At 29.7% G+C, this 13,103-nt stretch carries 13 protein-coding genes and 1 riboswitch; of the genes, 2 read left to right on the top strand and 11 right to left on the bottom strand.

Annotated elements, in window-relative coordinates:
- Positions 1–6: 6 nt before the first annotated feature.
- The 10 genes from cobO to ACZ41D_RS06305 all read right to left on the bottom strand — a co-directional run bounded on the left by cobO (position 7) and on the right by ACZ41D_RS06305 (position 9,236).
- A complete protein-coding gene (cobO, locus tag ACZ41D_RS06350; RefSeq protein ID WP_464153064.1) occupies positions 7–522 on the bottom strand; it encodes a cob(I)yrinic acid a,c-diamide adenosyltransferase in 516 nt (171 codons plus the stop codon).
- A 25-nt stretch (positions 523–547) separates the two neighbouring features.
- Complete coding sequence (locus ACZ41D_RS06345; RefSeq protein WP_464153063.1) at positions 548–1,132, bottom strand: histidine phosphatase family protein; 585 nt, start codon at positions 1,130–1,132, stop codon at positions 548–550.
- A complete protein-coding gene (gene cobS, locus ACZ41D_RS06340) occupies positions 1,129–1,860 on the bottom strand; it encodes an adenosylcobinamide-GDP ribazoletransferase (protein ID WP_464153062.1) in 732 nt (243 codons plus the stop codon). The genes ACZ41D_RS06345 and cobS overlap by 4 nt, the downstream gene beginning before the upstream one ends.
- 7 nt (positions 1,861–1,867) lie before the next feature.
- Entirely contained in the window at positions 1,868–2,413 is a 546-nt protein-coding gene (gene cobU / locus ACZ41D_RS06335; protein ID WP_464153061.1) for a bifunctional adenosylcobinamide kinase/adenosylcobinamide-phosphate guanylyltransferase, read from the bottom strand.
- A gap of 30 nt (positions 2,414–2,443) precedes the next feature.
- Complete coding sequence (locus ACZ41D_RS06330; RefSeq protein WP_464153060.1) at positions 2,444–3,229, bottom strand: heme ABC transporter ATP-binding protein; 786 nt, start codon at positions 3,227–3,229, stop codon at positions 2,444–2,446.
- Positions 3,230–3,243: 14 nt separating this feature from the next.
- Complete coding sequence (locus tag ACZ41D_RS06325; RefSeq protein ID WP_464153059.1) at positions 3,244–4,299, bottom strand: FecCD family ABC transporter permease; 1,056 nt, start codon at positions 4,297–4,299, stop codon at positions 3,244–3,246.
- A gap of 14 nt (positions 4,300–4,313) precedes the next feature.
- A complete protein-coding gene (locus ACZ41D_RS06320) occupies positions 4,314–5,558 on the bottom strand; it encodes a helical backbone metal receptor (protein WP_464153058.1) in 1,245 nt (414 codons plus the stop codon).
- 171 nt (positions 5,559–5,729) lie between these two features.
- The gene (gene cobD / locus ACZ41D_RS06315) at positions 5,730–6,776 is read right to left on the bottom strand and encodes a threonine-phosphate decarboxylase CobD (RefSeq protein ID WP_464153057.1); all 1,047 of its coding nucleotides are present in this window, start codon (positions 6,774–6,776) and stop codon (positions 5,730–5,732) included.
- Between the two features lie 20 nt (positions 6,777–6,796).
- On the bottom strand, positions 6,797–7,744 hold the full coding sequence (gene cbiB, locus ACZ41D_RS06310) for an adenosylcobinamide-phosphate synthase CbiB (protein ID WP_464153056.1): 948 nt from the start codon (positions 7,742–7,744) through the stop codon (positions 6,797–6,799).
- A gap of 1 nt (position 7,745) precedes the next feature.
- Entirely contained in the window at positions 7,746–9,236 is a 1,491-nt protein-coding gene (locus ACZ41D_RS06305; protein WP_464153055.1) for a cobyric acid synthase, read from the bottom strand.
- Positions 9,237–9,364: 128 nt separating this feature from the next.
- Positions 9,365–9,547, bottom strand: a riboswitch (cobalamin riboswitch).
- Positions 9,548–9,707: 160 nt separating this feature from the next.
- Between ACZ41D_RS06305 and rodA the strand changes: the two genes are divergently transcribed.
- Complete coding sequence (gene rodA, locus ACZ41D_RS06300) at positions 9,708–10,814, top strand: rod shape-determining protein RodA (protein ID WP_464153054.1); 1,107 nt, start codon at positions 9,708–9,710, stop codon at positions 10,812–10,814.
- Positions 10,815–10,887: 73 nt separating this feature from the next.
- A complete protein-coding gene (locus ACZ41D_RS06295; protein WP_464153053.1) occupies positions 10,888–11,151 on the top strand; it encodes a YgaP family membrane protein in 264 nt (87 codons plus the stop codon).
- A gap of 10 nt (positions 11,152–11,161) precedes the next feature.
- Here the strand turns inward: ACZ41D_RS06295 and ACZ41D_RS06290 are convergent, their stop codons facing one another.
- Complete coding sequence (locus ACZ41D_RS06290; RefSeq protein WP_464153052.1) at positions 11,162–13,036, bottom strand: sigma-54 interaction domain-containing protein; 1,875 nt, start codon at positions 13,034–13,036, stop codon at positions 11,162–11,164.
- Positions 13,037–13,103: the final 67 nt, after the last annotated feature.

The raw sequence follows: 13,103 nt of genomic DNA, 5'->3' as shown, positions 1-13,103 counted from the left end.
CATGCTTTAGTTCTCTATGCCCTTTCTTGCCATGACTCCTTGTTTATAATAATGCTTAATCTCCTTCATTTCAGTAACTAGATCTGCTATTTCAATTAATTCATCTGGAGCATATCTACCAGTAATAATAACTTCAATCTTTGGGTCTCTCTTTGCTAATATATCTAATACATCTTTTACATCAAAAAGTCTATAATAAAGAGCTATGTTTAACTCATCAAGTACTACAATATCATATTTGCCTTCAGTTAAAACTTTTTCAACAACTTTCAATCCTTCTCTAGCTACTTTGATATCCTCTTCAGTAGGATCATTGTATATGAAACAATTCCTACCAAATTGATGCACTTCAAAATTAGGCAAAATATTTACTGCATCAAGCTCGCTGTATTTCATTCCCTTAACAAATTGTCCAAAATAAACTTTTTTTCCTGCACATACTGCTCTTAAAGATAGTCCTAGTGCAGCAGTAGTCTTCCCTTTACCATTTCCTGTATAAATATGTATATATCCCTTTTCCATAATAAACCTCCAATTCATTTATAGTCTAACAATTAAATAGCTCTTTAAGCACACCATAATCATTTTTAAAATCAACTACAGCTACAGCTGCAGGTGATATTTTAAAATGCCATCTATCCTCTATGTTAAGTCCCAACAAATAAGGTATAATTGTTTGAATTATACCGCCGTGAGTTACTAAAATGCAACTCCCTTTATCTGCTTTAATCTTATCTATAAAGCTAGTTACTCTTTTATAAACATCCATCAAACTTTCACCATTTGGAATTCTATAGTTAACTCCATCTTTAACCCAATTATTCCACTCATCAGGATACTTCTTTTGAATGTCAGTATAGTTCATGTTCTCAAATATTCCAAAATTCATTTCGGCTATAGAATTTTCTACTATCACTTTTTTATTGTATCTATTAGAAATATTCTTGGCTAAATATAGTGTTCTACTTGTCGGACTGCTATAAATTATATCAAAATTAAATTTTTTTACGTAGTATACTATTTTTTTCTCTTGAATTTTTCCTTTAGATGTATAGTAAGACTCTGTTATGCCTATATACTTTTTTTCTTTATTCCCCTTAGTTTCTGGGTGCCTAATCATGATAAACTTCATACAATTATCTCCTGTAAAATATATGATGATAATATAAAAAATGTCTGCGTTACTTCAATCACAAATCCAATTGTGTCACCAGTCATTCCACCAATTCTTTTTCTTATATAATTAGTAATATAGATAGTAAATACAATACACAAAACCATTGAAAAAACCCATTGTACATGTATAATAATTGCTGATAATATCATAAAAATTATTGCAACTATTCTTTTTTTCCTATCACTGTTTTCTACAAAAGCTTTTCCCATTCCCATACCTTTTCTTGCATACTCACTCATGGAACATGAAATAATAGCACAGCATCTGCCTGCTATTGGAACTAATATCAATATATTAAAATCAATATAATTAACCAATATAACATTTAACATAATTATTATAATTATAGCTAAAACTCCAAATGTTCCTATTCTGCTATCTTTCATGATTTCAAGGGTTTTTTGTCTATCTCTATTACTAAATATGCCATCTACAGTATCTGACAATCCATCTATGTGAAGACCACCTGTTATCCACAGATATCCTACCCAAATAAAAACAGATACTATTGGCCTGTCTAGATATTTACTAAACATTGATATTAAATATAAAAATAGCCCTATTATCAAACCAATTACAGGAAAATAGTAAATGCCTTTTATCAAATCATCTTCTTTATATTCATATGGATATTTTACAGGAATCCTAGTAAAAAAAGTTATCATTAATAATAATCTTTTCATATCTGCCTCACTTTATTTTTATTGATATACCTGAAACAGTTAGGTATACTTCTTCTGCTTCACTTGCTAAATGCTGATTAACTCTTCCTGCTATATCTCTAAAAACACTTCCTAACTTATACGAAGGAACTAATCCCATCCCTACTTCATTTGTTACAATTATAAATTTCTTTTCTTTAGTAACTTCAAGAAGTACATTTACTTCCTTAAAAATATCTTTTTCAATTCTATCTATCTCACTTACACTGCATTTCTCGAAATCTATGCCGCTTTCTAATAGTAAATTTGAAACCATTAATGTCATACAATCCAATAACACAGTATCACAGTTATTGAAATCTTTATTTGCATTTATCTCCTCAAAATCTCTATACTTTTCTATAGTCTTCCACTCACTAGGGCGTGATCTTCTATGTTTTTTTATTCTGTCCTTCATACCATCATCAAAAGGTATAGCTGTTGCTATATATACTATATTTTTCCCTTTTTCTCTAGCTATCTTTTCAGCTAGTTTACTTTTCCCACTTCTAGCTCCACCAGTAATAAGTATCATTTATACCACTTCTTTCAATACATGATTTTCTTAAATATCATAATTTGGTATTATATAAGGTATAGAACTTGAATCTAAACTATGCACTTTTACATCAACACCATATACCTTCTTTATATTTGATGCAGTTAACACTTCTTGTGGACTTCCTACTGCCTCTATCTTTCCTTTCTTCATGAGAATAATGGTATCGCTATATCTTGCTGCAAGATTTATATCATGTAAAGTAGTAACTATAGTCATCTCGTTATCTCTATTTAATTTTCTGCATATATTCATAATATTTATTTGATGTTTTATATCAAGTTGTGATACAGGCTCATCAAGAAGCAATATACGTGGCTGCTGTGCCAACGCTCTAGCAATCATCACCCTTTGTCTTTCTCCTCCACTGATTTCAAATATACTTTTCTCCCTAAAATCCCACACTTGTGTAGCTCTCATAGATTTTTCTACTATGTCTAAATCCTCTTTGTTTTCTGATTTAAACCTTCTTTGATATGGAAACCTCCCCATTAAAACTATGTCATGGACAGTAAAATCAAAATCACATTCATTTCCTTGATGGACTACAGCCATAACTTTAGCTATAGATTTTGGTCTCATCATGTTTACATCTTTATCATTAACTAAAATTACACCTTTTTTTGGTTTAAGTATACTACAAATATTTTTCAAAATAGTTGTTTTCCCTGAACCATTAGGCCCAAGGATACTTACAAAGCTGCCTTTTTTTATTATTGTATTTATATCCTTTAATACTATATTTGCTCCATAATTAAAGCTTAAATTCTGAACTTTTATAGCTGCTTCCATAATTTATTACTCTCCTATATCATGTTATTTTTCTTTGATTTTCTCAAAAGATATAAGAAAAATGGCCCACCAAATACTGAAGTTATAATACCTACAGGTATCTCAGGTCCATTTAATATTGTCCTTGCCAATGTATCACATATCAATAAAAATAATCCTCCACCTATAACTGAAACAGGTAATAATACTCTATGATTTGCACCAAAAATCAGTCTAAACAAATGAGGAATAATTAATCCTACAAAACCAATTATACCGCTTACTGAAACTGCACAAGCTGCTAATAGAGATGTAATAATAAGCAATATTTTCTTTACCTTTTCTACATCGACTCCAATATTATGAGCATTTTCTTCACCTGTAACCATTGCATTTAAATCTTTTGAAAATGAAGTAACTATTATTATCCCAATTATCATAGGGACTGATAAAATAATTATCTGATTCCAGCTAGCAGCATTAAAACTGCCCATAGTCCAAGTAACTATCTTTTCTATATTTTGACGGTCTAAAATCATCATAAGAGAAATAACCGATGATAGTAATGAACTTATTACAATGCCAGCAAGCAGTATAGAAGTAGTAGATACTTTATTCTTGCTCCTTGCCAAATTATACACTAAAAGAGTAGTTGCCAATGCTCCAACAAATGCCATTACTGAAATTATGCTAAATCCCAATATACCCTTTCCAAATCCTATTATTGTAGCTATAGTAGCGCCAAAAGCTGCTCCAGAAGACGCACCCATAACATATGGATCAGCCATTGGATTTCTAAATATTGCTTGGTAGGTAGCACCTACCAAAGAAAGTATACCACCTACCAAAACTGATAATAATATTCTAGGAAGTCTAATATTTGTAACGATAAATACATTTGTATCCTCAGTATTTATTATATCTACATTATTGCTCACAAATGGAATTTTACTTGCAATTATTTTCATAACATCTTTTGCTGGAATTCTCACTGTACCTAATGTCGTAGATATAACGATAAATGAAGCTAAAGCGACAATCAAAACAATTATCGAAATCCCATAAATTTTTTTATTTTTTATATAAGACATATCTTATCTCCTGTCTAAAAGCCTAGTTCCTTTACCTTTTCATTGTAAAATATTTCAACAAGCTTCTTTAATCCAACATTTATAGATCTTGGACTTGCACGCTCAAAAACATCTTGGTCTACTTCATAATATTTCTTATTCTTAATTGCTGATAAAATTTGATAACTTTCTCCATTTACCATAGTATCTAAGTTATAAATAGACCCTAAAATAATATCTGGATCATTATTTATAAGCTTTTCTAAACTATATGACCATCCTTCCACATCAGCAGCAGCGTTCTTTCCTCCTGCTACTGTAATTAAATCAGAAATAAATGTATCTCTTCCAGCAGTATATTCTCCATATTGCCCTGTTCCTACTACATAATAAACTGAAGGCTTTTTATTCTCAGGAATATCTGAAAGTACATATTTAACTCTATCTACCTTACCCCTCAAGCTTGACACTAAAGCCCTTGCTTCATAGTTTTTATTTACTATTGCTCCTAATTGAATCATATATTCATAAACTTCTTCCATGTTCTTAGCTGAAGGTTTAGCAACTACTGTTATACCTGCACTTTCAAGTTTATCAATAACTTCCTGTTTAAAGTGAGTTTCTCCAATAACTATATCTGGGTTTATACTTACTATTAATTCTAAATTAGGTTCATAAAGTGACCCTATATTTTGAATATTTTCAACTTCTTCAGGATAATTACAATATTGAGTTCTTCCCTTTATTCTATCACCTACACCTAATGCAAATAACTTTTCTGTAACACCAGGTGCCATTGATACTATAGTTTTTGGTTCTTCTTTTACTACATATTTCCTATCATTAGTCTCTATTTCTATAGGATAAGTAATATCTGCTTGTTTTTCAGCATTAATACTTTGAGTCGAATTATCCCAAGATATTTTGTAATTCATAGTTTCTAGCACAAATCTTAGTGGTACATAAACATCTGTATTTCTGGTAAAAGGTTTAGCATCAATTGTCAATTCCAATCCATTAACTTTTACTTTATTTGAATCAATAGTAAACTCAAATTTGACATCGTTATTTTCCAATCTAACTATGTTACCACTAGTAGTTGAATTTAATCCTACCTTTTCTAATTCGTCAACTTTTACATAAGTTCTTGCATTAACTACTTCTGTAGAAAAACTAAGCTTGCTACCATCCAAATTAATACTCATTCCTGTACCAAATGCTGATGATGAAATTAATATTAACAATACTAATAAAACAGAAATTAACCTAAATCTTTTCATTTTTATCCTCCTCTTTTTTTAGTATATATAGGGGTGTAGATTTTTAAGTTGATATAAGTCCGTGAAATATTTTGCTTGTTCCCCTATATAAGTTTCATGCAAAATAATTCATTAGACTTATTAATCGAGAAAATTGCATAATAAAATAATTCAAGAAATTTTGCAATTTCCTCAATCAAGTATAATCATTTTTAAAGCATTTACAAGCTTTTCATTTTCCTCATGAAGCTTGATTGCTACTCTAAAGTATGTATCATCTAAACCAATAAAATCTTCACAAGTTCTAATGTAGATATTTTTCTCTAGAAGCTTTGTCTTCAACATCTTTGCATCTCCCGTTTTTAATCTACAAAGCACAAAATTTCCTTCACCACAGACTACATCCAATGAAGGGATTTTTTTTAATTCTTTAGTTAAATAACTTTTTTCTTCTCTAACAAGAATATTGGAAATATTCACAAAGTCTTTATTTTCTAAAAGTGTTTTTACTAATTCCAGTGCTATACTATTCAATGTCCAAGGCTCTTTGTACTCATTTAACTTGTTGATAATATCTATATTCCCTATTCCATATCCTAATCTTATACCTGGAATACCATAGATCTTAGTCATAGACCTTAATATAAATATTGGGTATTCATCAACAAAGGAAACCGATGATTTCTTTATTGTAAAGTCAATAAATGATTCATCAACAAAAAGGTATCCATTTAAATCCTTCATTTTATCCAGCAATATGTTTATTTTTTTAATATCAGTATATACCCCCGTTGGATTGTTAGGATTACACAAAACTACTACATTAGGCTTTATCATGTTTATAGTATTTATGAGTTCTGTTATATTCAATTTAAAATCATTATTTTTATCAGTAATAAAATATTCTACCTTACATCCTTCCAGTTTAAACGCTCTTTCGTATTCATTAAATGTAGGCTGAACTATTAGTACTTTTTCTGGTTTTATACTTCTAGCAAATAAATATATCAATTCACTAGCACCATTTCCCATTATTATTTGCTCAGGTATCAATGATAAATGTGACGCTAACATTTTTCTCGCTGATATACCATTTATTTCTGGATATCTAATAATGTTTTTGATATTTTTAGTAACTACTTCAAAAACATCATTAGGAAATCCTATGGGGTTTATATTTATGCTAAAATCTAATACTTCATCTTTTCTCTCTCCGAAATATCCACCATGTTTGTTCAATACCAATACCTCCAAGTCCATCAATTCAATATTAAAGACAATATGATAATCATTAAAATTTCTGAACCATACATAATTTTTATAGCATCAATAATATTTTTAGCCTTTAAGCTATTTATTCTATCCCCTATAGTAGGCTTATAAACTATCTCTCCAAAATAGGTATTTGTCCCTCCAAGCTGTACTTTTAGTAATCCAGCTACAACAGCTTCTGAATATCCACTATTAGGACTTTTGTGGTTTCTTCTATCTCTTTTAAGTATCTTAAATCCTTGTTTACCAACATACCCTAATATTACCCCGGAAATAAGCATTAATATTGAACCCATTCGCGCAGGAATATAATTAACAATATCATCTAGCTTTGCAGAAGCAAATCCTATTTCTTTATATTTACTATTAGTGTATCCAACCATCGAATCTAATGTATTAATTGTTTTATATGTATATATCGCTTGAACAGGTATGCCTGCTAAAAATCCTAAAAGCAAATAAAATAATGGTGCCAATACCCCATCTATTGTATTTTCTGCAACAGTCTCTACTGTACCACGTATAATTTCTTTTTCAGTTAATTGCTCTGTATCCCTTCCTACTAAATATGAAAGCAATTTCCTACTTTGTTCTATATCTCCTTGTTTAAGAACTTTGTATACTTTTATACTTTCGTTTCCTAAGCACCTCGCTGCTAAAGCGGTATAAATAAAATATATAGTAACTACAATTTTAATATAAGGATGAATTATACCTGTTACAGCTATAATAAAAGAAATTATTATATTTACAATTAATACAGTAATTCCAACTAATATAAATCCTGATATCTTCAGAGATATTAATTGCTGTTTCCTTAAAAAATTTTCTACACTTTTTATTAATTTCCCAATAAATATTATAGGATGAGGCCATGAGTTAGGGTCGCCTAATATAAAATCTAGTAAAACAGCTATTAATAAAATTAGTCTCATTTTACAACTCCAATATTTTCTTAATAGCATTTAAGTTAATATTTTCTTTGACTACAGAAGCTAATTTGTCATATTCTAGTTCTTTTACTTTTTCGTAGCTAAAGTCATTTTCCGTTTCTGTTAATCCTTTTTCCTTGCGGAGATAATTAATAACACTTCTTCTTAACTCGTCATTTTCAAATATCCCATGAAGATATGTACCAAAAACTTTGCCATCTTTATTAATGACACCAACATTTCGGCCATTTTTTGATTTAATAGCACTAATGCTATTATTGAACAATTTAGTCTCTCCCATGTGAATTTCATATCCACTGACAATAGTATTTTTAATATCCTCAAAAATACCTCTATCAGTGATTACTGTTCCTTCTGTCTGTACGGTAATCTTATTTTTTCTCATAGTTGTTGATACATCTAAAAGACCTAAACCATTTATTCGCTTTATATTAGATTCTACATTATCAGGATCACTTAACTCTTTGCCAAGGATTTGATATCCTCCACAAATCCCAATTATGATTTTCCCTGCTCTATATGCTTTATATATTTCCTTGTCTATTCCCATATCATAAATATACTTAATGTCCATTAAAGTGTTTTTACTCCCAGGAATAATTATCATATCCATATTCTTTAATTGTTTTTTTTCTTTGATATATGTAACCGAAACATCTTCTTCTAATTCTAGAGGAGTAAAATCACTGAAATTTGAAATGTATGGAAGTTTTATAATCCCTATGTTAATCTGACCTTTTCCACTTTCCTTAAACCTATCAGTAACACTATCTTCATCGTCAATTTTTATATCCATATATGGTACAACACCTAAGCAAGGCTTGTTTATCATCTTTTCCAACATTTTTATTCCAGGTTCTAATATTTTTTTATCTCCTCTAAATTTGTTAATAATAAATCCTTTAATTCTATCCCTTTCATGAGGTTCTAGGAGCATAATCGTACCATATATCGAAGCAAAAACTCCCCCTCTATCTATGTCAGCAACTAATATTACAGGTGAATCTACCATTTCAGCCATACCCATATTTACAATATCATTTTCTTTTAAGTTTATTTCAGCACAGCTTCCAGCACCTTCGATTACAATTATTTCATATCTAGAAGCTAATTTATTATAAGATTTCAATACTATTTCTTTTAAGTTAGTTTTCTCCTTGAAATATTTCTTAGCTGAAACATTTCCATATACTCTTCCTTCTATAATTACTTGGCTTCCTATATCACTCGTTGGCTTAAGAAGTATAGGATTCATCTCAACTGTTGGCTTAATACCTGCTGCTTCAGCCTGTACCGCCTGAGCTCTACCCATTTCTTTACCGTCTTCAGTAACAAAAGAATTTAATGCCATATTCTGAGATTTAAAAGGTGCAACCTTATACCCTTCTTGTTTGAAAATTCTTAGCAATGCTGAAGTTAATATGCTTTTTCCTACTGAAGAACCAGTTCCCTGTAACATAATGTTCTTAGTCAAATTAATCTCCTCCAATATTTGTAAACAATTGAAATAAAAAAACACATGGAGGAAATCCATGCGTTCTCAATTCTCTATAATTTATCAATTATAAAATGTAAGAACTATATACTTCCCTCCGAAGCATTAGCTAATAAATATCTATGGCAGGTCTCCTGACTTGTAGATCACCTTACTCTCTTTTCCTTCCCAGTTTCCCAGTGGACGATAAAGATTTCATCCCTACTTACAGTAGCGGGGGCTGTAGAGGATTTTCACCTCTTTCCCTTGCCAATAGATAAAATATATTTACTTTTCATATTTTAACTATATTATAGTTTATCAAAAATTTATTGTCAACGCTAAACTAGTTTATTTTGGATTTCTGTATCTGCGTTATCGTATAATCAATTTAAGATCAAAATTTCCAATTCCCTCTTATTAAGGATATATGGTATAATTTAATATATACTATTTAGAAAGAGGATCGAAATGTCAAACAACAAAAAAAAGTTTTTGAAGAGATTTGATTTTACTTTGTTTTTTACTGTTATTTTATTAAATATTTATGGTCTTATTATGATATATAGTGCTACACGGGATAGCTCTCTTAGATACATTAAGGTTCAATCAATTGCATTATTTTTAGGCTTTATTGCAATAGCATTCTTTACTTTTATTGATTACGATATATTTGGAAAATTTTATATACCTATTTATGTTTTTTGTAATATTTTACTTATAGCAGTATTAATATTTGGTACAGGAGAAATTGAAAAAGGAGCACGAAGTTGGTTATACATACCAGGATTAGGTACATTTCAGCCGTCAGAACCAATAAAAATAGGAATTATTATCTGCGTAGCTAAATTAATTGAAAATAACAAAGAAAATATAAATAAATTTCCTACTTTGCTAAAAATATTATTGTTTGCAGGTTTACCGATTGCCTTGATAATGAAACAGCCTGATTTTGGGACTGCTTTTGTATTTATGTTTTTTCTCATTGTTATGCTATTTGCTGCAGGGCTAAATATTAAATACTATATATATGCTGCTTCCATGGCACTAATAGCTGCTCCTATCGCTTGGATGAAATTAGAGCCTTTTCAAAAAAGAAGAATACTAGACTTTTTAAATCCAAGCAGAGATCCTTTAGGATCTGGTTATCAAGTTACACAATCTAAAATTGCCATTGGTTCAGGAAAAGCGCTTGGAAGAGGTTTATTTAATGGAGTGCAAGCCCAGTTTGGATATATACCGGAAAATCACACAGATTTTATATTTGCTGTAATAGGAGAAGAATTGGGATTGATAGGAGGACTAGCATTAATTATTTTGTATTTTATAATGATTTATAGGTTGATAAAAATTGCTAGAGAAGCTAAAAATACGTTTGGTTCTTTAATAGTTATTGGTATTTGTGCAATGATGATATTCCACATATGGGAAAACATTGGTATGACAATGGGTTTAATGCCTGTTACTGGTATACCTCTTCCATTTGTTAGTTATGGAGGTAGTTTCTTATTGTTAAATATGTCGTGCATTGGATTAGCGTTAAGTGTGGGAGTTCACAAAGATGGTTTAAATTTTTAATATGTGTTATACAATTACACCTTTAATGACAAACTATTATTGTTATAAAAATAATATTAAAGGTGGTGATTGTATGAAAAAAAACATTGGTGATGTTGATTCCTATATTCGACTAACTGGAGGATTAACTTTATTAGGAATTGGAATAACAAAAAAGTCTAATTTGATGATAGCATTTGGTGCAATGAAAGTTGCTGAAGGTATTACAAAATTTTGTCCAGCTTTATATCTATTAGGCTTATCCACAAGGGATAAATTTATTACTTTAAACATAGAAAAATGTAATAACAACTCAAATAATAATACCCAAGAAAGTGAAAACTTAGAAACACAGTGAAAGCTCAGGATTATCCTGAGCTATTACTTTTTATATTATATTTCTTTATCTTTTCGTATAATGTTGTTTTACTAATTCCTAATATCTTCATAGCTAATTTTTTATTGCCTTTGCATTTATGCAAAGCCTGTTCTATAGCTAGTTTTTCTGCTTCTTTTACAATATCACTCAATGGCTTGATTTCACTATTATTATCATCGTTCATACATATTTTTTCCTTTATAGCTAAATATCTGGACAGAATAGTATTGCCATCTGCAATATTTACTGCTCTTTCTAAAATATTTTCTAATTCCCTAATATTTCCAGGCCAATTATATTTAGTTAATATATTTAAAGCTTCACCAGATATTCTTTTGTTTTTACATCCAATCCTCTTACAAATAGATGGCAGCATAGTTTGAACCAAAGAATATATATCTTGCTTTCTATCTCTAAGTGGCGGTATCCAAATTGGAAAAACATTTATTCTATAATATAAGTCTTCTCTAAATCGTCCATTTATCATTTCTTCCTCAAGATTTTTATTTGTCGCTGCAATTATTCTTACATCAACAGTAATTTTCTTTTTACCTCCTATTTTATAAAATGATTTATCTTGAAGAACTTGGAGAAGCTTAACTTGCAATTGTAAAGGTATCTCTCCTATTTCATCCAAAAAAATTGTTCCACCATTAGCTAATTCAAACATTCCTAACTTTCCGTCATCCTTAGCACCAGTAAAAGCTCCCTTTTCATATCCAAACAACTCACTTTCAAGAAGATTACTTGGAATTGAACCACAATTAACGTGAATAAAAGGTTTTTTACTTCTATTACTATTCATGTGAATAGCTTCAGCTAATAGACTTTTACCAGTTCCACTTTCACCTAAAATTAAAACATTAGAATTTGTCTTTGACGCTTTAAAAGCTAATTTTTTTACATTTTGTATTTCGTTGCTATCTCCAATTATTTGTGGAAATAAATTATTTGAGTCTTCTTCTTGGTTTAATCTTTTTTCCATCTGTTCTAAGTTTAATAATGCTTCATCTCTTTCCTGTATTGCTTTCTTTATTTCGGAAATGTCTTCTACCCTCAATGCTGCACCAACTCTCCTGCCATCTTTATTAACTGGAGTTAGAGTACATATAGTTGGTCTTCCATTTATTTCTTTAAATTCATCAATGTAACTAATATCCTTTCCTGTAGCAGCACCATAAAATTCTTGTATAGTAGTACCACCTTTGTGAATTTCAAATATATCCTTTCCAATTACATCAAAATCTTCAGCATTTTCTCCCTTTGCCCTATATGGCCTCCCTTTTAACAAGTCATATATTCCCTCTCTCCTAGCAGTATATCCATGTGATTGATAAAATTTCATTTTCTTATTATTCCCATCCAAAACTACCATATGCCCTATAGCATTAATATATTGAATTGGATAAGACTCTTTACCTACTTGTATTAGCAAGATTTTATTATTAAAATCAATACTAGCTGTTATACATATGTTTAAATAATTTGAAGATAAAATTAAATTAGATTTGATATCTTTATTTTTTTTGTACTTATAAATTGGGGATATTTTTTTATCTTTATAAACACCTATAGCAATAATAGCGTCTCCTATTTCAATATTTTTATCTATAATACCAATAATCTCCAATGCTTTAGGAGTCAAGTTGCCGTCATCTTTCCCTAAACAATTATCTACTATTATCACTATATCTCCTTTTTCAATCTTACCTGAATTGTGACTAATTCCTTGATTGTAAACAATCCCGAATATCTCTTTTGCTTTATTATTATAAATTTGAATAATTCCTTTATTGTCAATAAATATGAACCCTTCCGACATCATATCAGTAAACATTCTTATATAGCTTTCGTTTTCAAACATATACAACCATCCTTCACATATTTTAATCCAAAACTTAATTACCTGTAAATATTTAATTCCAACGTTC

The organism is Brassicibacter thermophilus (assembly GCF_055378355.1).
Note: the sequence above shows the minus strand (reverse complement) of the source record. Positions and strands in the feature narration are given on the sequence as shown.